Origin of the sequence: Curtobacterium sp. MCPF17_050, from assembly GCF_003224435.2 — a bacterium.
GTDB lineage: Bacteria > Actinomycetota > Actinomycetes > Actinomycetales > Microbacteriaceae > Curtobacterium.
This window is the reverse complement of sequence record NZ_CP126250.1, coordinates 2,280,243-2,300,529: the sequence shown is the minus strand read 5'-3', so window position 1 is coordinate 2,300,529 and position 20,287 is coordinate 2,280,243. Positions and strand designations below refer to the sequence as shown.

Annotated in this window: 21 protein-coding genes and 3 tRNA genes; 18 read left to right on the top strand and 6 right to left on the bottom strand. The window is 70.6% G+C overall.

Features of this window, described 5'->3' with window-relative positions; all coding sequences use genetic code 11:
* Positions 1–59 precede the first annotated feature (59 nt).
* The 3 genes from DEJ34_RS10865 (at position 60) to DEJ34_RS10855 (ending at position 1,706) form a co-directional block, all read left to right on the top strand.
* Positions 60–1,373 carry a M23 family metallopeptidase gene (locus DEJ34_RS10865; protein ID WP_110911506.1) on the top strand — a complete coding sequence of 438 codons (1,314 nt, stop codon included), beginning with the start codon at positions 60–62 and terminating at the stop codon, positions 1,371–1,373.
* Between the two features lie 135 nt (positions 1,374–1,508).
* Positions 1,509–1,580: transfer RNA gene (locus DEJ34_RS10860), tRNA-Thr, on the top strand.
* A 49-nt stretch (positions 1,581–1,629) separates the two neighbouring features.
* A tRNA-Met gene (locus tag DEJ34_RS10855) sits at positions 1,630–1,706 on the top strand.
* 122 nt (positions 1,707–1,828) lie between these two features.
* On the opposite strand, the gene DEJ34_RS10850 is transcribed toward DEJ34_RS10855, so the two are convergent.
* On the bottom strand, positions 1,829–2,242 hold the full coding sequence (locus DEJ34_RS10850) for a hypothetical protein (RefSeq protein WP_110900497.1): 414 nt from the start codon (positions 2,240–2,242) through the stop codon (positions 1,829–1,831).
* A 107-nt stretch (positions 2,243–2,349) separates the two neighbouring features.
* Here DEJ34_RS10850 and DEJ34_RS10845 point away from each other — a divergent pair, with 107 nt between their 5' ends.
* The 3 genes from DEJ34_RS10845 to DEJ34_RS10835 are packed head-to-tail and all read left to right on the top strand — an operon-like array spanning position 2,350 to position 4,249.
* Positions 2,350–2,799, top strand: a complete 450-nt coding sequence (locus DEJ34_RS10845) for an FAS1-like dehydratase domain-containing protein (protein WP_110890184.1) — start codon at positions 2,350–2,352, stop codon at positions 2,797–2,799.
* Complete coding sequence (locus DEJ34_RS10840; protein ID WP_110824630.1) at positions 2,796–3,218, top strand: MaoC/PaaZ C-terminal domain-containing protein; 423 nt, start codon at positions 2,796–2,798, stop codon at positions 3,216–3,218. Before DEJ34_RS10845 ends, DEJ34_RS10840 begins: the two co-directional genes overlap by 4 nt.
* Before the next feature lie 2 nt (positions 3,219–3,220).
* Complete coding sequence (locus DEJ34_RS10835; RefSeq protein WP_110911507.1) at positions 3,221–4,249, top strand: UDP-N-acetylmuramate dehydrogenase; 1,029 nt, start codon at positions 3,221–3,223, stop codon at positions 4,247–4,249.
* A 19-nt stretch (positions 4,250–4,268) separates the two neighbouring features.
* Here the strand turns inward: DEJ34_RS10835 and DEJ34_RS10830 are convergent, their stop codons facing one another.
* Positions 4,269–5,450 (bottom strand): pyridoxal phosphate-dependent aminotransferase, encoded by a 1,182-nt coding sequence (locus DEJ34_RS10830; protein ID WP_110911519.1) that lies wholly within the window; start codon positions 5,448–5,450, stop codon positions 4,269–4,271.
* A gap of 269 nt (positions 5,451–5,719) precedes the next feature.
* On the opposite strand from DEJ34_RS10830, the gene DEJ34_RS10825 reads away from it, so the two are divergent.
* The 6 genes from DEJ34_RS10825 (at position 5,720) to DEJ34_RS10800 (ending at position 9,402) form a co-directional block, all read left to right on the top strand.
* A tRNA-Trp gene (locus DEJ34_RS10825) sits at positions 5,720–5,792 on the top strand.
* 19 nt (positions 5,793–5,811) lie between these two features.
* The gene (secE, locus tag DEJ34_RS10820) at positions 5,812–6,087 is read left to right on the top strand and encodes a preprotein translocase subunit SecE (RefSeq protein WP_110824628.1); all 276 of its coding nucleotides are present in this window, start codon (positions 5,812–5,814) and stop codon (positions 6,085–6,087) included.
* A 170-nt stretch (positions 6,088–6,257) separates the two neighbouring features.
* Positions 6,258–7,316, top strand: a complete 1,059-nt coding sequence (gene nusG / locus DEJ34_RS10815) for a transcription termination/antitermination protein NusG (RefSeq protein WP_110911508.1) — start codon at positions 6,258–6,260, stop codon at positions 7,314–7,316.
* Between the two features lie 142 nt (positions 7,317–7,458).
* Positions 7,459–7,890, top strand: coding sequence for a 50S ribosomal protein L11 (gene rplK, locus DEJ34_RS10810; protein WP_110824626.1), 432 nt, complete (start codon positions 7,459–7,461; stop codon positions 7,888–7,890).
* Positions 7,891–7,970: 80 nt separating this feature from the next.
* Positions 7,971–8,663 carry a 50S ribosomal protein L1 gene (gene rplA / locus DEJ34_RS10805; protein ID WP_110824625.1) on the top strand — a complete coding sequence of 231 codons (693 nt, stop codon included), beginning with the start codon at positions 7,971–7,973 and terminating at the stop codon, positions 8,661–8,663.
* An 88-nt stretch (positions 8,664–8,751) separates the two neighbouring features.
* Positions 8,752–9,402 carry a Pr6Pr family membrane protein gene (locus tag DEJ34_RS10800; RefSeq protein ID WP_110911509.1) on the top strand — a complete coding sequence of 217 codons (651 nt, stop codon included), beginning with the start codon at positions 8,752–8,754 and terminating at the stop codon, positions 9,400–9,402.
* Here the strand turns inward: DEJ34_RS10800 and DEJ34_RS10795 are convergent.
* Together DEJ34_RS10795 and DEJ34_RS10790 are read right to left on the bottom strand one after the other, a co-directional pair.
* Positions 9,353–10,045 (bottom strand): YqaJ viral recombinase family protein, encoded by a 693-nt coding sequence (locus DEJ34_RS10795; protein ID WP_110911510.1) that lies wholly within the window; start codon positions 10,043–10,045, stop codon positions 9,353–9,355. The genes DEJ34_RS10800 and DEJ34_RS10795 overlap by 50 nt on opposite strands.
* Before the next feature lie 78 nt (positions 10,046–10,123).
* Positions 10,124–11,335, bottom strand: a complete 1,212-nt coding sequence (locus DEJ34_RS10790) for an ROK family transcriptional regulator (RefSeq protein ID WP_258365934.1) — start codon at positions 11,333–11,335, stop codon at positions 10,124–10,126.
* A gap of 141 nt (positions 11,336–11,476) precedes the next feature.
* Between DEJ34_RS10790 and DEJ34_RS10785 the strand changes: the two genes are divergently transcribed.
* The 6 genes from DEJ34_RS10785 to DEJ34_RS10760 all read left to right on the top strand — a co-directional run bounded on the left by DEJ34_RS10785 (position 11,477) and on the right by DEJ34_RS10760 (position 17,719).
* The gene (locus DEJ34_RS10785; RefSeq protein WP_110824623.1) at positions 11,477–12,223 is read left to right on the top strand and encodes a sugar phosphate isomerase/epimerase family protein; all 747 of its coding nucleotides are present in this window, start codon (positions 11,477–11,479) and stop codon (positions 12,221–12,223) included.
* Entirely contained in the window at positions 12,220–13,329 is a 1,110-nt protein-coding gene (locus DEJ34_RS10780; RefSeq protein WP_110911511.1) for a Gfo/Idh/MocA family protein, read from the top strand. Before DEJ34_RS10785 ends, DEJ34_RS10780 begins: the two co-directional genes overlap by 4 nt.
* Before the next feature lie 126 nt (positions 13,330–13,455).
* Positions 13,456–14,757: an ABC transporter substrate-binding protein gene (locus tag DEJ34_RS10775; protein ID WP_110890021.1), complete on the top strand. Its 1,302-nt coding sequence runs from the start codon at positions 13,456–13,458 to the stop codon at positions 14,755–14,757.
* Positions 14,758–14,849: 92 nt separating this feature from the next.
* Complete coding sequence (locus tag DEJ34_RS10770; protein WP_110900504.1) at positions 14,850–15,845, top strand: carbohydrate ABC transporter permease; 996 nt, start codon at positions 14,850–14,852, stop codon at positions 15,843–15,845.
* Positions 15,846–15,849: 4 nt separating this feature from the next.
* Positions 15,850–16,677: a carbohydrate ABC transporter permease gene (locus tag DEJ34_RS10765; RefSeq protein ID WP_258368337.1), complete on the top strand. Its 828-nt coding sequence runs from the start codon at positions 15,850–15,852 to the stop codon at positions 16,675–16,677.
* A gap of 88 nt (positions 16,678–16,765) precedes the next feature.
* The gene (locus tag DEJ34_RS10760; RefSeq protein ID WP_110911512.1) at positions 16,766–17,719 is read left to right on the top strand and encodes a TolB family protein; all 954 of its coding nucleotides are present in this window, start codon (positions 16,766–16,768) and stop codon (positions 17,717–17,719) included.
* Here DEJ34_RS10760 and DEJ34_RS10755 read toward each other — a convergent pair.
* A complete protein-coding gene (locus tag DEJ34_RS10755; protein WP_110900505.1) occupies positions 17,701–18,477 on the bottom strand; it encodes an ABC transporter ATP-binding protein in 777 nt (258 codons plus the stop codon). The genes DEJ34_RS10760 and DEJ34_RS10755 overlap by 19 nt on opposite strands.
* A 65-nt stretch (positions 18,478–18,542) precedes the next feature.
* Positions 18,543–20,084, bottom strand: a complete 1,542-nt coding sequence (locus tag DEJ34_RS10750) for an ABC transporter permease (RefSeq protein WP_110900506.1) — start codon at positions 20,082–20,084, stop codon at positions 18,543–18,545.
* Between the last annotated feature and the right edge of the window lie 203 nt (positions 20,085–20,287).

Genomic DNA, 20,287 nt, shown 5'->3' with positions numbered 1-20,287 from the left:
GTTACCTGCTCGTTACCGACGAGCGCCCGTGCCTCGAACTCAGGATCGCTACCGAACACATGCTCGACTCCTCGCAGACGCCCACGACCATCGACCGCGACGCCTCCCAGGCGACGCCGTCCGTGCACCTGACGAGACGAGCTCGGATCGAAGCCGAACGCGCTGCCGCCAAGCCGAGCCGTCGTCGGAACGATGCTGTCCGTCCCGCAGCGACCGCGTCGAACGGGTCGACCTCGCAGGACTCCGGTCCGGTGACCCCGCCGGCTCCCTCGTCCCCGGTGCTCCCCGCCTCGAGTGCGGCACCCCGCACCCCGCCGGCGCCGGCGTCCCCGGTGGTCGCTCCGCTGGCGGAGGCCGCCCCGGTGTCCCGTCGTGCCGCCACGGCTCCGCTCGGTGCCGTGTCCGACCGCCCGACGTCCTCGGAGCGGTCCGCCGCCCGGGAGCGCGGCGTCGGCGCGCAGCGTTCCTCCGGAGCGAAGCGTGCCGGACGTCCCGTCGGACCGAAGCGCGCCGCGAGCACGACGGCGCGTGCAGCGGTTCGGACGACGCCCGCCGCCGGTGCCCGCGTCGACCGTGCCACCCGGCACATCGCCCGCTCCACCGCGGCGACCCCGCGTCCGGGCCACGGCGCCTCGTTCCGCCGGACGGCCTCGGGCGTCACGGTCGTCGGTGCGCTCCTGTTCACCGCGGGGCTCGTCGTGTCGACCTCGCTCCCCGCGCAGGCGCTCTACGTGCCGCAGCCCGGCGCCGCGACCGTCCGTGCCTCCGTGCAGGAGGTCCAATCGCTCTCCGTCGGCGACGCCGTCGAGGGCTCGGTCGACCGCGACGCCTACACGGTCTCGCAGGTGCAGCGCGTCGTCCGCCCGAAGCCCGGCGTGGCCACGAGCGGGGTCGCCGGCGCAGCGGGGGTGGCCACCGCTCCCGGCACGAGCGTCGCCGGGGACACGTCGGGCGCCATCCGCTGGCCGTTCCCGACGGCCGTGCCGATCTCCTCCGGCTTCGGCGGTCGCCAGGTCGCCGGGTGCTCGTTCTGCTCGACCTTCCACCAGGGCGTCGACTTCGCTCCCGGGGCCGGCACGCCGATCGGCGTCGTCGCGGACGGCACCGTCATCAAGGTCCAGGCGAACGACGGTGCGTTCGGCAACGACGTGTGGGTCGAGCACGACGTCGCCGGCAAGAAGTTCGTCAGCGTCTACGGACACATGCTCGACAACTCGTTCGAGGTCGTCCAGGGCCAGCAGGTGAAGGTCGGGGACATCCTCGGTCTCGTCGGCAGCACGGGCAACTCGACGGGCCCGCACCTGCACCTCGAGATCCGCATCGACGGCGTCCCCGTGGACCCGCTGGCGTGGCTCGAGGCCAACGCGGAGTAGTCCGCACGGACGCCATCCGCACGCACGACGTGCACGCGGTCGGTGTCCACGAGGACGGCGCGCCCGGGCGTCACGGTCGGTTCCAGACCAGCGCCGGGGGTCTGCTATCCTCGTGTGGTGCCGCTCGCGGTACTCGCCCCGATAGCTCAGTGGTAGAGCACTTCCATGGTAAGGAAGGGGTCGTCAGTTCAATCCTGACTCGGGGCTCCGACTCGCAGTGTGATCACTCCCGCAGTGCTGATCACCGCGGATCCCTGGCGGGGTAGCTCAGTTGGTTAGAGCACACGGCTCATAATCGTGGTGTCGCGGGTTCAAGTCCCGCCCTCGCTACCAGTGGTACCGGCACGGTCGGTACCGTGCAGAACGATCGCAACGACGGGAAGCCCGGCGCACCAGCGCCGGGCTTCCCGTCGTTGCCGGCTGTCCGACCCCAGGTCGCGCCGGCGCGTCGCCGCTCAGTGGTCGCGGACCGTGATGCCGGAGGTGTCCAGCCGGTCCGTCCGGTGCACCAGGACCCCGCCGTCGTGCAGGCTCGCCTCGACCAGGGCGGCCGTCCGGTGCCAGGCAGCGTGGCGACGTCGGGCGCCGATCGGTCCGCCGGCCACCGCGGCGCCGTGGTCGGCGTGCCGCAGCGTCAGCACGGCGTGCCCCGGGGTCGACGACAGCGCGAGCTCGTACCGGCGGTACTGCCGCGCGGGGTGCACGAGGGCGCCGAGGAGCGCGGTGAGGACACGGTCGCCGCTCGACACGACGAGTCGGTCGCCCCCGTGGGTGACACGATGGCCGTCGGCGCGCAGGGCCGTCCCGACGAGTTCGACGGCGGTGCCCCGGTCGTCCTCGCGCACTGCGTACTCGGTCGTCGTCTCCATGGCCACTCCCGCCGGACCCGCCCGGCCGCCCCCCGACCGGTGTCGCCAGCATAACCGATGCAAACTCATCTAACCCCCGTGTCCGAGCGGCTCGGTAGACTGCCGTGGTGTCAGTGAACCCCGAGCTCGTCGGCAGGACGTTCCCGCCGGCCCCGCCGTACCTGGTCGGTCGTGAGAAGGTGCGTGAGTTCTCCCGTGCCGTCTTCGCGACGAACCCGATCCACTCCGACCCCGAGGCCGCCCGTGCTGCGGGTCACGCCGACGTGGTCGCGCCGGCGACCTTCGCGGTCGTCGTGCAGGAGGCCACGCTCGCACAGCTCCTCGCCGAGCCGGACGGTGGCATCGACTTCTCCCGTGTCGTGCACGGTGCGCAGGAGTTCGCCTACGAGCGTCCGATCGTCGCCGGGGACGAGCTCACCGCCACACTGCGGGTGACGAGCGTGAAGACCCTCGGCGGCAACGCCATGGTCACCGCCGAGTCCGCGGTCGTCGACGCGGACGGCGCGCCCGTCGTCACCGCCACGTCCACCCTGGTCGTCCGAGGAGATGACGCATGACCGACACCACGTCCGGGCTCGAGGTCGGTGCGGTCGTCGCCGAGCGGCAGGTCCACCTCACCCGCGACTCGCTCGTCCGCTACGCCGGGGCCTCGGGGGACTTCAACCCCATCCACTACCGGGACGACGTCGCGGCGGAGGTCGGCCTCCCCGGTGTCCTGGCGCACGGCATGCTGACCATGGGCCTCGCGGTCCAGCCGGTGTCCGAGTGGCTCGGTGACCGCGGCTGGGTCGCCTCCTACGGCGTCCGTTTCACCCGCCCCGTCGTCGTCGACCCGCGGGACGGTGCCGACGTCGGCGTCGTCGCGAAGGTCGGCACGCTCGACGAGCAGGGCCGCCCCCGCCGCATCGACCTCACCGTGACCGCCGCCGGGCAGACCGTGCTCGGCAAGGCGCAGGTCACAGTGGCGTTCCACTGACCGTGGCGGAGACGACGCTCGCCGAGCTCACCACCCTGCGCGTCGGCGGTCCCGCCGGCCGCCTGCTCGTCGCCGAGACCACCGAGGACCTCGTCGCGCACGTGGTCGACGCCTGGTCGGACGACGACTGGCTCGTGGTCGGCGGCGGCAGCAACCTGCTGGTGGCCGACGGGGGCTTCCCCGGGACCGTCGTGGTGGTCCGCACGCGGGGCATCACGCACGAGGCGGACGAGGACGGCGTCACCGTGCGCGTGGCGGCGGGGGAGCCGTGGGACGAGTTCGTCGCCACCACCGTGGCGCGCGGGTGGACCGGACTGGAGGCCCTGAGCGGCATCCCGGGCACGGTCGGCGCGTCCCCCGTGCAGAACATCGGCGCCTACGGGGTCGAGCTGTCCGACGTGCTCACCGCGGTCGAGTTCCTCGACGCCGAGACCGGCGAGCGGTCCTGGGTCCCGGCGGCCGAGCTCGCGCTCGGCTACCGCACGAGCACGCTCAAGCACGGACGGCGCGGCGCCGTCCTGACGGTCGAGTTCCGGCTCGGGACCGCGACCGCGGACGGTGTGCCGGTGCGCTACGCGCAGCTCGCCGGGTCGCTCGGTGTCGAGCTCGGCACCCGCGTCGCGCCGGCCGACGTCCGGGCCGAGGTCCTCCGTCTGCGCTCATCGAAGGGCATGGTCCTCGACGACGCCGACCCGGACACCTGGAGCGCCGGGTCGTTCTTCACGAACCCGATCGTCTCGCGGGGCTTCGCCGAGACCATGCCGCTCGACGCACCGCGGTGGCCCGCGGGGGGCGACGTGAAGCTCAGTGCCGCGTGGCTCATCGAACACGCCGGTGTGCACCGCGGCTACGGCGTGCCGGGCTCCTCCGCGGCGATCTCCACGAAGCACACGCTCGCCCTGACGAACCGCGGGGGAGCGACGGCTGCCCAGGTCGCCGAGCTCGCCCGCTACGTGCAGGTGACCGTGGCGAACCGCTTCGGCGTCACCCTGGTGCCGGAGCCGGTCGTCGTCGGGGACCTGCTCGACTGAACGAGCGCGTCCCCGAGGGTCAGCCGAAGAGCCGGGCCAGGCGCGCCACGCCCTCGTCGATGTCGTCGTCGCCGAGGGCGTAGGACAGGCGGAGGTACCCGGACGGACCGAACGCCTCGCCCGGGACGACCGCGACCTCGGCGTGCTCGAGGACGAGATCGGCCAGCTCGAGCGTGGTCGTCGGCGTCGAACCGGCCCACTCACGACCGAGCAGTGCCGTGACGTCGGGGTAGACGTAGAAGGCGCCCTCCGGCTCCGGCGTCACGAACCCGGGGATGGCGTTGAGCCCGGCGACGATGGCCTTGCGGCGACGGTCGAAGGCGTCGCGCATGGCGGTGACCGGCTCCTGCGGCCCGGTGAGCGCCGCGATCGCCGCACGCTGCGAGACGTTCGACACGTTCGAGGACAGGTGCGACTGCAGGTTCGACGCGGCCTTCACGGCGTCGGCCGGGCCGATCATCCAGCCGACCCGCCAGCCGGTCATGGCGTAGGTCTTGGCGACGCCGTTCACCAGGATCGTGGTGTCCGCGAGCGCGGGCACCTGCTCGAGGATGCCGGAGAACCGGATGCCGTCGTAGACCAGGTCCTGGTAGATCTCGTCGCTGATCACCCAGATCCCGTGCTCGAGCGCCCATTCGCCGATGGCGCGGGTCTGCTCGGCGGAGTACACCGCGCCGGTCGGGTTCGAGGGGGAGCAGAACAGCAGGGCCTTCGTCCGCGGGGTGCGCGCGGCCTCGAGCTGCTCGACGGTCACGAGGTAGCCCTGGTCGCTGCCGGCGAAGACGTCGACGGGCACACCACCGGCGAGCCGGACCGCCTCGGGGTAGGTGGTCCAGTACGGCGCGGGGAGGAGGACCTCGTCGCCCTCGTCCACGACGGTCTGGAACGCCTGGTACACCGCCTGCTTGCCGCCGTTCGTGACGATCACCTGGGCGGGGTCGACCGTGATGCCGGAAACGCGGGCCGTCTTGTCGGCGATCGCACGCTTGAGTTCCGGGAGGCCCGTCGCCGGTGTGTATCGGTGGTTCGCCGGGTCCTGTGCCGCCGCGACGGCCGCGTCGACCACGTGCTGCGGGGTCGCGAAGTCCGGCTCACCGGCAGCGAAGGAGATGACCGGACGGCCGGCGGCCTTGAGCGCCTTGGCCTTGGAGTCGACCTTCAGCGTCGCCGACTCCGCGATGGCGGCGATCCGCGACGCGATGCGCGGCCGATCGGTGGTCGGGGCCGCGTCGGTGGTCGGGCGGTCGGTGGGCTGCGGGTTGACGGCGTCGGTGCTCACGGGGCCAGCCTAGCGACGCGCCGCGCCGGAGCACCCGCCAAGTGGACACCGTCGCCGCGACTCCCGTACACTGTCCTGCGGCGGTCGAAGTCCGCCGGATCATGCGCTCCGTCGCAGATCCGGAGGCCCCTCCCGGGTCGACGGACTCGCCACCAGGAACATCCGGCACCCCCAGGGGTGGGTCGTTCCGAAGGGCGGTGGCTCAATTGGTAGAGCAGCGGTCTCCAAAACCGCAGGTTGCAGGTTCAAGTCCTGTCCGCCCTGCACATCGGGAAGGGTAGAAGTGGCGAGCAAAGAAGTGGAGACGACGGACGACGTCGTCGCCCAGGCGAAGGTCGATCGCGCTCAGCGGCGCGGTCCGTTCGCCGCGATCGCGCTGTTCATCCGCCAGGTCTTCGGCGAGCTGCGCAAGGTCGTCACCCCGACCCGCAAGGAACTCTTCAGCTACACGGGCGTCGTGCTCGTGTTCGTCGTCGTCATGATGATCCTCGTGTCGGTCCTCGACTTCGTGTTCGGTCTCGGCGTCGGCTACGTGTTCGGCAACGGCCCCACGGCCTGACCCAGCCGGCATGAACCCCGGCGCACCGCATCCCTGGCGCGCCCGGACTGACCGCAGGTCCGACCGTTCCGGTCCTCCTCGGGGTACGGTCTCCCGGAGACGGCGACCCGTTCCCCGCCCGGAACGCGAGTGCCAACCCGATCCGCACCATCGAACGGAAAGAACCGACTGTGTCTGACTACTCCCGCGACGACATCGACCTCGCGACCGCTGCCGAGCAGTCTTCCGAGGTCGAGGAGAACCAGGAAGGCGACGTCGAGACGAGCGAGCTCCGTTCGACGGACTCCGCCGAGGAGCGCGCGATCTCCGTCGACGACGAGGACGACGAGTCCCTCGGCCTGAGCGACGAGCCGGACGACGGCACCGTCGCCGCCGAGCTCGACGAGACGCTGGGCGCCCTGGCCGAGGCCCGCGACCCCGAGGCCGACGCGGTGGTCGACGACGCGCTCGAGATCGACACCGCCGACGAGGCAGAGGCCGCCGTCGAGGCCGTCGAGGACGAGGAGGAGTCCGAGCTCGAGGACGAGACCGCTGCGGAGGCGAACGCCACGATCGCGGCCGAGGAAGCCGCCGACGCGCTCGAGGACGACGCGGACGCCGAGCCGGTCGAGGCCGACCCGTACGACGCCTTCAAGGCCGAGCTCCGGATGAAGCCGGGCAAGTGGTACGTCATCCACTCCTACGCGGGCTTCGAGCGCCGCGTGAAGGCGAACATCGAGAACCGCATGGTCTCGATGTCGATGGAGGACTACATCTACCAGGCCGAGGTCCCGATGGAGGACGTCGTCGAGATCAAGAACGGGCAGCGCAAGCTGGTCACCCGCGTCCGGATCCCCGGCTACGTGCTCGTCCGCATGGACCTCAACGAGGACTCGTGGTCCGTCGTCCGGCACACCCCGGGTGTCACCGGCTTCGTGGGGAACGCCCACAACCCGACGCCGCTCCGTTTCGACGAGGCGTTCGGCATGCTGAAGTCCCTGGTGCAGGTCGCCGAGGCCGCTCCGACCAAGGGCGGCTCGAAGTCCGGCGGTGCCGCGCAGGCCCAGCCGCAGGCCGAGGTCGACTTCGAGGTCGGCGAGACCATCACCATCAAGGAAGGCTCGTTCGCGGGCCTGCCGGGTTCGATCTCCGAGATCAAGCCGGAGAGCGGCAAGCTCACCGTCCTCGTCTCGCTGTTCGAGCGCGAGACCCCGGTCGAGCTCAGCTTCGACCAGGTCACGAAGCTCTAGTACTGGCGAACGTCCAGTACACTGTCTGAGTTTGGGTCCGCGCGCCTCGTGCGCTGCGGATCCGTGACCGCGATCCGGATCCGCCGGAGACGCGGGAGAGTGCACGGGTCCCCGTGCGTTCGAATCCAGGAGGAAACGGAACATGGCACCGAAGAAGAAGGTCACGGGCCTGATCAAGCTGCAGATCAACGCGGGCGCCGCCAACCCGGCACCGCCGATCGGTCCGGCGCTCGGTCAGCACGGCGTGAACATCATGGAGTTCTGCAAGGCGTACAACGCCCAGACCGAGTCGCAGCGCGGCAACGTCATCCCGGTGGAGATCACCGTCTACGAGGACCGTTCGTTCACGTTCATCCTCAAGACCCCGCCGGCCGCCGAGCTCATCAAGAAGGCAGCGGGTGTGAACAAGGGTTCCGCGACGCCGCACACGGTGAAGGCCGGACGCATCACGGCGGACCAGATCCGTCAGATCGCCGAGACCAAGCAGGCCGACCTGAACGCCAACGACATCGAGCAGGCGACGAAGATCATCGCCGGTACCGCTCGTTCGATGGGCATCACGGTCGAGGCCTGAGCCTCACCCCACACACCCCAGTACTCACCGTGGGAGAGCCGCGCCGGCTCGCCAACCACGTATCTCGCAAGGAGACCACCATGGCGAAGAAGTCCAAGGCGTACCGCGCCGCGGCCGCGAAGATCGAGGCCGACAAGTTCTACACCCCGACCGAGGCAGTCGCCCTCGCGAAGGAGACCGGCTCGGCGAAGACCGACTCCACCGTCGAGGTCGCGCTGAAGCTCGGCGTCGACCCCCGCAAGGCGGACCAGATGGTGCGCGGCACCGTCATCCTCCCGCACGGCACCGGCAAGACCGCCCGCGTCATCGTCTTCGCGACGGGTGCAGCCGCTGAGGCCGCCATCGCCGCCGGCGCCGACGAGGTCGGTGGCGACGAGCTCATCGCGAAGGTCGCCGAGGGCTACACCTCGTTCGACTCCGCGGTCTCGACCCCGGAGCTCATGGGCAAGGTCGGTCGTCTCGGCAAGGTCCTCGGCCCGCGCGGCCTCATGCCGAACCCGAAGACCGGCACCGTGACGCCGAACGTGGCCCAGGCCGTGAACGACATCAAGGGCGGCAAGATCGAGTTCCGCGTCGACAAGCACGCGAACGTGCACTTCGTCGTCGGCAAGGCCTCGTTCACCCCGGAGCAGCTCGACGAGAACATCACCGCCGCGCTCGACGAGGTCGTCCGCCTCAAGCCGAGCGCTGCCAAGGGCCGCTACATCATGAAGGGCGCCGTCTCGACGACCTTCGGCCCGGGCATCCCGCTGGACGTCAACGTCCTGGCCTGATCCACGGCTCCACACGAACGGCCCGCACCGGAAGGTGCGGGCCGTTCGTCGTTCCGCACGCCCTCGGGGTCCCCGCTACCGTTGTGGGGTGCGGACCTTCGTGAACAGCCTGCGACTCGTGGTCGCCGTCGTCGCCGTCGCCGCGGTGGTGACGGACCTGCGGGGGGCGCTGCGTGACGACTTCGTGTTCTGGGACTTCTTCGGGTACTTCACGAACCAGTCGAACCTGCTCGTCGCGGTGGTGTGGACGCTGACCGTCGTCGCGGCGTTCGGCGACCGTCCGACCGGCCGACGGCTCGACCTGTTCCGCGGTGCGGCCACGGTGTACATCGCGACGACCGGGCTCGTCTACAACACGCTCCTGGCAGAGGTCGGCCAACCGCTGGGGGCGTCCTGGTCGAACGACGTCGTGCACCGCTGGGTGCCGCTGATCGTGGTGCTCGACTGGGTGCTGTTCTCGGACCGGAGCCGGCTGCTGTTCCGCGACGTGTGGTGGTTCCTCGTCTACCCGGCGGTCTGGCTCGTGGTCGTCGTCACCCGCGGCGCCACCGACGGTTGGGTGCCGTACCCGTTCCTCGACCCCGCATCCGGCTACGGGGCCGTGGCGCTGTACTGCCTCGGTGTGGCCGTGTTCATCGGGCTGATGGGACTCGTCGTCGTGGCGCTGAGTCGGCTCCGGGTGGTGCGGGTCAGCGAGCGTCGCGCAGGCGGTCGAGCACGAGGTCGGCGAGCACGATGAGCCCGCGGATCGCGTCGTCGTCGCGGTCGATCCAACGGCACTCCGGCTCGTCGGCGACCGGCACGAAGTCGTCGTGCGTCTCCCAGACGAACAGCGTGCGGTCCGCGCCGAGCACGTACTGCTGCCACCAGACCTGTCGCATGTAGTGCCGTGGGACGCGCTTCCAGCCGGACGAGGTCGTCTTGATCTCGGCGAGGAGGAGCCGGCCGTCACGGTCCTGTCCGACACCGTCGGGCGTCGCCAGGTGCGCTCGGTTCGTGGCGGCGTGGAACAAGTGGGCCGACGGCAGGATCCCGTGCGTGGCGGCCACCCACGAGGCGATGACGGGCTCCCGCTCCTTGCCGTGCTCGGTGTAGACGTTGCCGGCGAACCGGGAGCCGTAGCGCTTGTCCGCGACGACGGCGTCGACGGCGCGGAGCGAGGCGAGGCGTGCGACGTCGGTGGCGGTGATCCCCATCGCCCGCGCGCGGAGCCAGGCGACCCGGTCCGACGAATGCGCGACGATGCGCTCGGTGTGCCCGCGCAGGGACGTGAACGCGTTGCGGCTCGGCCGTGCCGGCACGGACGGTGACGTGCCGGAGCCGGGCTGGGCCTCCCACCCGTCATCCAGGTCGCCCCACAGGGTGGGCTGCACGATCGTCACCGGATGATTGTCCACCCGACCACCGGCACCGGCGAAACCGGCGCGCGGCCGATCCAGCGCGCCGGCAGGTCGCCGCGCTCAGGAGACGAGCTGCCGCCCCTCGGACAGGGTGACCAGTTCGTCCACGCCGGCGGGGGAGAGGGCGTACGCGATGGCCAGGGCTGCCGCGCCCTGCAGCGCGGCGATCGAGCCGGCGCGGGACTGCGCGATGACGAGGTGTTCGGTCGCGAGCGGCATCGACCGGGAGTACACGACCTCCCGGACACCCGCGAGCAGGTGCTCTCCAGCCTGCGTGATCGAGCCGCCGAGCGCGATGACCGACGGGTTGATGAGCGAGACGCACGTGGCGAGCACCTCGCCGATGTCGCGGCCGGCCTGCCGGACGGCACCGATCGCGTCGATGTCCGAACGGCCCACGAGGTCGATGACGTCCGCGCTGGTGTGCACGTCGTGTCCCTTGGCGCGGAGGGCCCTGGCGATCGCCGGACCGGAGGCGACGGCCTCCAGACACCCGGTGTTGCCGCAGTGGCAGGGCACGTCCCCGGCGCGCGAGACCCGGACGTGCCCGATGTCCCCGGCGGTGCCCTGGGCGCCGCGTTGCAACCGTCCCTCGGACACGATGCCCGAGCCGATGCCGGTGGCGACCTTCACGAACAGCAGGTGGTCGAGGTCCGGCCAGCCGTGCGCCCGCTCGCCGAGTGCGGCGATGTTCACGTCGTTGTCGACGAGCACGTGCGCGCGGACGTGCTGCCGGAGCCAACCGGGCACGTCGAAGCCGTCCCAGCCCGGCATGATCGGCGGGTTCGCAGGGCGACCGGTGGAGAACTCGACGGGGCCCGGCAGGCCGATGCCGATCGCGATCACGTCGTCGCGTGCCCGGCCGACCGAGTCGAGGAGCTCGTCGACGACGCCGATCAGCCACTCGAGCGTCGGGACGGGCCCCGCCGCGATGTCGATGCTGGCGTCACGCGTCGCGAGCGGGGTGCCGACGAGGTCCGTCACCGCGACCCGGCCGTGCGAGGCGCCGAGGTCGGCCGCGACGACGAGCCGCGCGGCGGGACGGAGGGCGATCTGGGCGGGTGGACGACCGCCCGTGGACGCCGCGGTGTCGACCGCCCCGACGAGTCCGACGTCGGCGAGGGCGTCGAGCCGCACGCCGATGGTCGAGCGGGCCATCCCCGTCAGGGCGGCGAGCTCGCCACGGGTCCGCGGCACACCGTCACGCAGGATCTGGAAGAGCTCGCTCGTCCCGACCGGCGGCGACGTTGCCGTCCGAGTCATGTCGACCATGTCCGGAGTGAACCACACATCCTCCGAGCCACGCAACGAAGGTCGTCGAACTCGTTCGAACTTCTGCTTGACCGCCGACAGAAGCACCCATAGTGTGACGATCGGTCAGTGACGACCACGTCTCGATGAGGAGAACACACGGTGACCCAACCGCTCTCGGTCCAGCTGTACACAGTGCGTGACGCGCTGTCGGCGGACCTCCCCGGAACCCTGGCGACGATCGCCGACATCGGTTTCACGAACGTCGAACTCTTCGGCTTCGTCGACCGTGCGGACGAGTACGCGGCCGCCCTGCAGCAGGCCGGCCTGGTCGCGCCGAGCGGGCACGCACGTCTCCTGGACGCCGACGAGCAGGACCTCGAGCGCATCCTCGCCGCGAGCGTCACGGTCGGCCTCGGCACGCTCATCGACCCGCACGTGGACGAGGCCCGCTGGACCACCCGCGAGGACGTCGAGGCGATCGCCCGCCAGTTCAACGAACTGGTCCCGCGCGCCGCCGACCGTGGCCTCGTGCTCGGCTACCACAACCACGCCTTCGAGTTCTCGAACCGCATCGACGGCACGAGCGCCTTCGAGGTCTTCGCCGGCGCCCTCGCCGACGACGTCGTCCTCGAGCTCGACACCTACTGGGCGAAGGTCGGCGGGGACGACCCGGTGGCCGTCCTCGGGCGGCTCGGCGACCAGGTCCGCTTCCTGCACGTCAAGGACGGCGACGGCTCGCACGACGACAAGCAGCAAGTCGCCGTCGGCACCGGCGTCATGCCGGTCCGGGACATCATCGCGGCCGCGCCCCAGGCGCAGCAGGTCATCGAGCTCGACGACCACGACGGCGACGTCGTCCAGGCCGTCCGCGACTCGTACGCCTTCCTCGCCGGAGCGGACGCATGAGCGCCGCGGGCCGCGTGGGCGTCGGCGTCATCGGCGCCGGGGTCATCTCCGACCAGTACCTGTCGAACCTCACCGTCTTCCCCGACGTCGAGGTGCTGTTCATCGCCGACATCGACCTGCCCCGGGCGGCCTCGCAGGCCGAGAAGTGGGGCGTCGCCGGATCGGGCACCGTCGAGGAGCTCCTGGCGATCGACGACATCGAGATCGTCGTGAACCTCACGATCCCCGCGGCGCACGTCGAGGTGGCGCTGCAGGCGCTCCGCGCCGGCAAGCACGTCTGGGGCGAGAAGCCCTACGCGCTCGACCGGCAGAGCGCGGCGGAGCTGCGCGACGCCGCGGTCGCGGCCGGCCGCACCGTGTCGGTCGCGCCGGACACGTTCCTGGGGGCGGGCCTCCAGACCGCACTCCGCACGATCCGCGACGGTCGCATCGGCACGCCGCTGAACGGGCTGACCCTCTTCCAGAGCCCCGGCCCGGAGTCCTGGCACCCGAGCCCCGAGTTCCTCTTCGCCTACGGCGCCGGCCCGCTCTTCGACATCGGTCCGTACTACATCACGACGCTCGTGCAGGCGTTCGGACCCGTCGCGAAGGTCACCGCCACCGCGTCCAGGTCCCGCGCCACCCGCACGATCGGCTCCGGGCCGAAGGCGGGCACCGAGTTCCCCGTCGAGGTCCCGACGAACCACTCCGCGCTCATCCAGTTCGAGAACGGCGGGAGCGCGCAGAGCGTGTTCTCGTTCGAGTCCGACCGCGGCCGCACCGGCTTCGTCGAGATCGCGGGGGAGACCGGCACCGTCGTGTTCCCCGACCCGAACGAGTTCGACGGCGACACGAAGCTGTACGCGCTCGGCGCCGACGAACCCGAGACGATCCCGGCCGTCGGGTCCACCTACTCGCGGGGGACGGGCGTGGTCGACCTGGCCCGCTCCCTCCGTGCCGGCGAAGGGAACCGGGTCCCCGGCGCCCTCGCCTTCCACGTCCTCGACGTGATGGTCTCCATCGCCGAGGCCGCCGAACGTGGTGAGACCGTGCTCGTCGAGAGCACCGTCGAACCCTCCCCGACCCTCCCCGAGGGCTGGGACCCCGCGGAGCAGACCCTGGTCTGACCAGCCTGCCCCACCCTCCACAGCAGCACCCAGCACGATCCAGCACCACCCAGCACGATCCAGCACCACCCAGCACGATCCAGCACCACTTCCTGCACCATCTCAACGACGAGAAAGTAGAGAGTCATGCGCACTGCCATCCGCGCACTGGCCATCACCGCGGCCGCGGCACTCACCGTGTCGGGCCTCGCCGCCTGCTCCTCCGGGTCCTCCGGCGCATCGGGCGACTCGAAGACGCTCACCTACTGGGCGTCGAACCAGGGCACCTCCCTCGAGAACGACAAGGAGGTGCTGACCCCCGTCCTCAAGAAGTTCACCGACGAGACCGGGATCAAGGTCGACCTCCAGGTCATCGGGTGGAACGACCTGCAGACGAAGATCCAGACCGCCGTCACCTCGGGCCAGGGCCCGGACGTGGTCAACATCGGCAACACGTGGGCGACTTCGCTCCAGGCCACCGGCGCCTTCCAGGAGTTCGGTGACGCGGAGATGAAGGCCATCGGCGGTGCCGACAAGTTCGGCAAGGTCGCGCTCTCGACCGGTGGCGCACCGGGTCAGACCGTCACGAGCGTCCCGCTCTACGGCCTCGCGTACGGCCTGTTCTACAACAAGCAGATGCTGGCCGACGCCGGCGTCGAGCCGCCCACCAACTGGGAGGACCTCGTCTCGGCCGCCGAGAAGCTGACGACCGACGGCAAGTACGGCTTCAGCCTCGCCGGTGGGTCCTACACCGAGAACGCGCACTTCGCGTTCATCAACTCGGCGCAGAACGGCGGCGAGTGGTTCGACAAGGACGGCAAGCCGACCTTCACGTCGAAGGAGAACGTCGAGGGCATCAAGCGCTACCTCGACCTCATGCAGGACAGCAAGGCGGCCAACCCGTCGAACGCGCAGTACGACAACGCGAACCAGTCGGTCGCGGACTTCGCGAACAAGAAGGCCGCGATGATCCTCAACCAGAACAACGCGAACACCACGATCGAGTCGCTCGGCATGAAGTCCGACGAGTTCGGCGTCGTGCCGCTCCCGGCGCCGACCGGTGGCGAGGACATCGCCAGCTTCCCGGCCGGCATCAACCTGTCGATCTTCAAGAACACCGACAACAAGGACGGCGCGCTGAAGTTCGTCAAGTACATGACGAGCATGGACACGCAGACGACGCTGGACAAGCCGTACTCGGCCCTGCCGGTGCTCGCCGAAGCTGCTGACTCCGTCTCGGACGAGCAGACGAAGACGTTCCTCGACATCTACAACAACAAGGCGAAGCCGCTCCCGCTGGTCCCCGCCGAGGACCAGTTCGAGTCCACGGTCGGCAAGGCGATGAACGAGATGTTCGCCAAGATCGCCACGGGTTCGACGGTGTCCGAGAAGGACATCGAGGACGCCCTGCAGACGGCCCAGGACCAGGTCTCCCAGGCCGCAGGTTGACCTTGACGGGAGGCCCGGTCCGCGTCCGACAGGTCGCGTCCGGGCCTCCCGCCCCCTCCTCGAACCCTCCCACCCAGCCGGAAGGCCTGCCCATGTCCACGACGGTCCTGCCAGACTCCGAGGCCATCGACCTGACGCACACCAAGGCGCCGACCCTCTCGGGTCCGTCGCCCCGCGGGAAGCGTGGCGTCACGTGGCTCCCGTACGCGCTCGTCGGTCCCGCGATCCTCTTCGAGCTGCTCATCCACATCGTGCCGATGCTCGTCGGCATCTGGATCAGCTTCGTGCAGCTCACCAAGTACTTCATCGCGAACTGGGGTGCCGCCCCGTTCGCCGGCCTGCGGAACTACTCCGTCGCGGTGGACTTCGACCAGGCCATCGGGCGCGGACTACTCAGCTCGTTCCTCATCACCTGCGCGTTCACGATCCTGGTCGTCGGCCTGTCCTGGGGCTTCGGCATGGCCGCCGCGGTCGCACTGCAGAAGCCGTTCGCCGGCCGCGGGCTCTTCCGCACGCTGTTCCTCATCCCCTACGCCCTGCCGATGTACGCGGGCGTCATCACGTGGAAGTTCATGTTCCAGCGTGACTCCGGTGCCATCAACCACGTCCTGGTGGACCAGCTGCACCTGTTCGGCAGCGGTGCCCCGTTCTGGCTCATCGGCAACAACGCTTTCGTGGCCGTGGTCGTCGTGGCCATCTGGAAGACCTGGCCCTTCGCGTTCCTCATGCTCATGGCGGGCCTGCAGTCCGTCCCGGCCGACGTGTACGAGGCCGCCTCGGTCGACGGTGCGAAGCCGTTCCGACAGTGGCGCTCGATCACCCTGCCGATGGTCCGCCCGGTCAACGTCACCCTCGTGCTCGTGATGTTCCTCTGGACGTTCAACGACTTCAACACGCCGTTCGTGCTGTTCGGGTCGACCGCGCAGCCCCCGGCCGCGGACCTGCTGAGCTTCCACATCTACAACGCCTCGTTCATCACCTGGAACTTCGGGTCCGGCGCCGCGATGAGCGTGCTGCTGCTCCTCTTCCTGCTCGTCGTCACGGGCATCTACCTGGCCGTCACCAACCGGAGGTCCGTCCGTGCGTGAAACAGTGGGCGCAAAGTCTTTCAAGATCATCGTCATCGCGCTGCTCACCGTCTTCACGGTGGTGCCGCTCTACGTGATGGTCACGACCGCGATCAAGCCGCTCGGCGACGTGCAGGACGACTTCACCTGGATCCCGTCGAACATCACCATCCAGCCGTTCATCGACATGTGGTCGACGGTCCCACTGGCGCGGTACTTCGTGAACTCCCTCGTGGTGTGCACGGTCGCCACGGTGTTCTCGCTCATCATCGCGACGTTCGCCGCCTACGCGGTCTCGCGCTGGAACTTCAAGGGCAAGAGCGCCTTCACCACGACGGTGCTGTCGACCCAGATGTTCCCCGGCGTCCTGTTCCTGCTCCCGCTGTTCCTGATCTTCACGAACCTCGGCAACTCGCTCGGCATCCAGCTCGTCGGCAGCTGGCTCGGGCTCATCATCACGTACCTGACGTTCACGCTCCCGTTCTCGATCTGGATGCTCGCGGGCTACTTCGAGACGATCCCGCGCGAGCTCGACGAGGCCGCGATGGTCGACGGGTCCGGCCCGATGGGTGCCCTGTTCCGGATCATCCTGCCGTCGGCCCGCCCGGGTCTCGTCGCGGTCGGGATCTACTCCTTCATGACCGCGTGGGGCGAGGTGCTCTTCGCCTCGGTCATGACGAACGGCCTCGGGTCGACGCTCGCCGTCGGTCTGCAGCAGTACTCGACGCAGACGAACGTGTACTGGAACCAGATCATGGCGGCCTCGCTCGTCGTGTCGATCCCGGTCGTGATCGCGTTCCTCGTGGTCCAGCGCCAGTTCGTCGCCGGCCTGACCGCCGGCGCGGTGAAGTAGCCGCGACCCCCTGACGGGAGGTGCCGTGTGGGTCTGCCCGCACCGCACCTCCCGTCCGTGTTGCCCGACGAGACGACAGGATGGACGCATGACGGAGACCCGCGGGCGGCAGCTGCTGCCCGGACAGACCAGCCGCGTGCACGTGTACGACGTCGAGGGTCGGAGCGCCCGCCTCGTCTTCGAGTCCCGTTCCGTGCTCGTCGAGGCGCCGAACGTCCTCGACGCGGACACCCTCGTGCTGAACGGCGACGGCGACCTGTGGCTCCTGCCGGTGCCGCCGCCCGGGACGGTGCTCGACGAGACCGCACTCGTGCCGGTGCCGATGGACGGCGTGCCGGAGATCAACAACGACCACGTGCTCGATCCGTCGGGGGAGTCGGTCGTGGTGAGCGCCCGCGACGGTGAGCTGTACCGCGTGCCGCTGCCGGCCGGCGGTCCCGGGTCCCGCATCACCGACACGGCCGCGGCCCTGCCCGTGGTGCGGAAGTACTACCTGCACGGCATCGCTCCCGACGGTTCCGCCCTGGCGGCGATCGTGGGCGAACGGACCGAGGCCGGCGTGTGGACGACGGACGTCGCCGTCGTCGACCCGGGTACCGGAGCGACGACGTTCGTGACCCGCGACGAGCACCCCGACGACGGCTGCGCCTGGACGCCCGACGGCGGCACGCTCCTGTTCAACTCCGAGCGGTTCACGCCCGGCACCGCACAGATCGCGGCGCTCCGGACCGGACCGGACGGAGCCGGATCGACCGGCCCCGTGCCGATCACCGGCGACGAGCGGGTGAACTGGTTCCCGCACGTCTCCCCGGACGGCGCGCACCTGCTCTACCTGTCGTACGAGCCGGGCGTGCAGGGGCACCCGGCCGACCACCGCGTGGAGCTCCGACTGCTGCCCGGTGTCCTGGCCTCCGGGGCACGCATCGCGGTCCTGCCGGAGACGCTCGTGGCACTCGACGGCGGGCAGGGGACGGTCAACGTGCCGCCGTGGGCGCCGGACTCGTCGTGGTTCGCCTACTGCGACTACCCGGTCGCCGACTGAGCGCTGCCCACCGCCCGGACGCTCGGATACGCGTCACGCACCCGGCCCTGCGCGATGTGCAACCGGCGCTCCGCGCGCCGCGCCACCCCTGAGTCGTGCGTCACGATGACGACCGTCAGCCCGCGGTCCCGCCACTGCCGCTCGATGAGGCCCATGATCTCGTCGCGCGTCCCCTCGTCGAGCGCCCCGGTCGGCTCGTCCGCGAGGAGCACGCTCGGGTCCTTGACGAGCGCGCGGGCGATCGCGACCCGCTGCTGCTGCCCGCCGGAGAGCTCGGCCGGCAGGTGGTCGAGGCGCTCACCGAGGCCGACCTCGCGCAGTGCGGCGGTCGCCCGCTCGCGGACCTCGGCGCGCGAGCGGTTCGCGAGGGACCCGGCGAACGCGGTCTCCACGTTCTCGAGGGCCGTCAGCGTCGGGATGAGGTTGAAGCCCTGGAACACGAAGCCGATCTCGGTGCCCCGGACGTCCGTGAGTGCCCGGTCGCCGAGCGTCGCGAGGTCCCGGTCGCCCAGCTGCACCGACCCGGTGCTCGGCCGGTCGAGCGCGCCGAGCATCTGCAGCAGCGTCGACTTGCCGCCACCGGTCGGCCCCTGCACGGCGACGAGCTGCCCCTGCGGAATCTCGAGGTCCACCCCCGCCAGGGCGGTGACGGTCCGGTTCTTCTGGCGGTAGGTCTTCGTCACGCCCGACAGGCGGTACGCGGGCCGGGAGGCGGTGGGCACGTCGCCTGTGGCGGGTGCGCTCTCGGTGGTGGTCATGGATGCTCCTGGGGCAGTCGTCGAGGGTGCTGGTGGGGAGGTCGGGGTGCTGGGAGGTCGCGACATCAGGCGACGCTCCGCAGCGCTTCCGCCGGGCGGAGCCGGGATGCCCGCCACCCCCCGATCGCGCCGGCGAGCAGCCCGCCGAGGACCGCCAGTCCGATCGCGAGCAGGATCACCTCGACCGTGACGGGTGCGTGCAGGACGACGTCGGTGGTCGCGGCGCTCTGACCGCCGCCGCCGAACCCGCCGGCTGGAGCGCCCCCGCTCGTGCTGCTGCCCGCCGCCGCGCTCGCCGCGTTGCCCGGCATGCCGCCGCCAGCGCCGGGACCGGTCCGGCTGCTGCCGGCCGCGCTCGCCGAGACCGTCGGGGCGATCACGTTCACGACGAGGATGCCGACGAGTCCGGCTGCCGCGCCGATGACGCCGCCGATCAGGCCCTGCACGAGCGATTCGCCGGCGACCTGTCGGGTGATGCGGCCGTTCGACCAGCCGATGGCCTTGAGAGTGCCGAACTCACGCGTCCGTCGGGTGACGCCGGAGATCGTGAACAGGATCGCGATGAGGAAGGCCGCCGCCAGGACGACGATCGACAGCCACCGACCGAGGTTCGACACGAGGGTCGATGCCGTGGCGAGGGAGCCGGAGACGCTCGAGGCGAGGTCGGACTCGGTGGACACGGTCGCGCTGCTGAGCTCGTCCTGCAGCGCGGTCTTGATGGTCGCGACGTCCGAGGACGACCCGGCGGAGACGTAGATCGAGGTCACCTCGCCGTCGAGGTCGGCGAGCTCCTGCGCGGTGTCGAGCGGGACGTACGTGTTCGATCCCGTGGTCGACGCGGAACCGGTCGAGGCGACGATGCCGATGACGTCGAAGTCCTCGCCGCCGATCGAGATCGTGTCACCGACGGCCTTCGACTCGCTCGTCGCGTACGAGGAGTCGAGCACGACGACGTCCTCGCCGGCGTCCGCCGTGGTGAAGGTGCGGCCCTTCGTGGTCTCGGTGCTCGTGAGCGGGCCGACCGTGTCGCCGGACACCGGGATGCCGGTCACGGTGAACGAGTCGACGCTGAACGAGCCGCCGCCGAACCCGCCACCGCCCTGGCCACCGTCGCTCGGCGGGGCACCCTGCGCCGCGCCGCTGCTGTCGCTGCTGTCGCTCTGCTGCACCTGCCCGGAGAACGTGCTGTTCTCGAGGGTGAGCACGCCCGTCGCGGCCGCGACGCCGTCGGTGCCGGCGACCGTCTCGACATCCGCGGCGCTCAGGGTCCCGGCTCCGCGGGAGACGGCCAGGCGGGACTGGGACAGGTCCGTCGAGCCGCTGTCGTCGGTGGACCCGCCGTCTGACGAGTTCCCGTTCGAGGCGTCACCGCCGAAGTCGAACGACGGCCGTCCGGTGCTGCTCGACGGAGTCTCGGTCTTCGTGACGGTGATGTCGGTGCCGACGCCGTACACGGACTGCAGCACGCTGGACTGGGCGGACTGCACGCCGCTCGCGATGGACGACACGATCACGACGAGCGCGATGGCCAACGCCATCCCGACCGCGATGACGACGGTCTGCTTCCTGCGGTTCGTGAGTTCGCGCCTGAGGTAGGTCAGGAACATGGTTCTCCTCGGTGGGGGTCGGCTCCGGGAACACCGGTCACGCGGATCGCGCGGCGGGGGCCGACGGGGAGAACCTAGGAAGGGGTGCCAAGGGCCTCCATTCCGTGCCCTATGAGGATCGTGAGGGGCCGAGGTTGCGTCGCCGGAGGTGTGGCGGAGCCGTTCGGCTCGGCCCCGTCCCCCGCCGACCCTCGGGTCGGTCT

What these genes read in the sequence shown, in the direction of transcription:
- DEJ34_RS10865 (WP_110911506.1), top strand. Translation starts at nt 60, where the DNA reads ATGCTCGACTCCTCGCAGACGCCCACGACCATCGACCGCGACGCCTCC.
- DEJ34_RS10850 (WP_110900497.1), bottom strand. Translation starts at nt 2,242, where the DNA reads ATGGAGACGACGACCGAGTACGCAGTGCGCGAGGACGACCGGGGCACC.
- DEJ34_RS10840 (WP_110824630.1), top strand. Translation starts at nt 2,796, where the DNA reads ATGACCGACACCACGTCCGGGCTCGAGGTCGGTGCGGTCGTCGCCGAG.
- rplK (WP_110824626.1), top strand. Translation starts at nt 7,459, where the DNA reads ATGGCACCGAAGAAGAAGGTCACGGGCCTGATCAAGCTGCAGATCAAC.
- rplA (WP_110824625.1), top strand. Translation starts at nt 7,971, where the DNA reads ATGGCGAAGAAGTCCAAGGCGTACCGCGCCGCGGCCGCGAAGATCGAG.
- DEJ34_RS10790 (WP_258365934.1), bottom strand. Translation starts at nt 11,335, where the DNA reads ATGGTCGACATGACTCGGACGGCAACGTCGCCGCCGGTCGGGACGAGC.
- DEJ34_RS10780 (WP_110911511.1), top strand. Translation starts at nt 12,220, where the DNA reads ATGAGCGCCGCGGGCCGCGTGGGCGTCGGCGTCATCGGCGCCGGGGTC.
- DEJ34_RS10775 (WP_110890021.1), top strand. Translation starts at nt 13,456, where the DNA reads ATGCGCACTGCCATCCGCGCACTGGCCATCACCGCGGCCGCGGCACTC.
- DEJ34_RS10770 (WP_110900504.1), top strand. Translation starts at nt 14,850, where the DNA reads ATGTCCACGACGGTCCTGCCAGACTCCGAGGCCATCGACCTGACGCAC.
- DEJ34_RS10760 (WP_110911512.1), top strand. Translation starts at nt 16,766, where the DNA reads ATGACGGAGACCCGCGGGCGGCAGCTGCTGCCCGGACAGACCAGCCGC.
- DEJ34_RS10755 (WP_110900505.1), bottom strand. Translation starts at nt 18,477, where the DNA reads ATGACCACCACCGAGAGCGCACCCGCCACAGGCGACGTGCCCACCGCC.
- DEJ34_RS10750 (WP_110900506.1), bottom strand. Translation starts at nt 20,084, where the DNA reads ATGTTCCTGACCTACCTCAGGCGCGAACTCACGAACCGCAGGAAGCAG.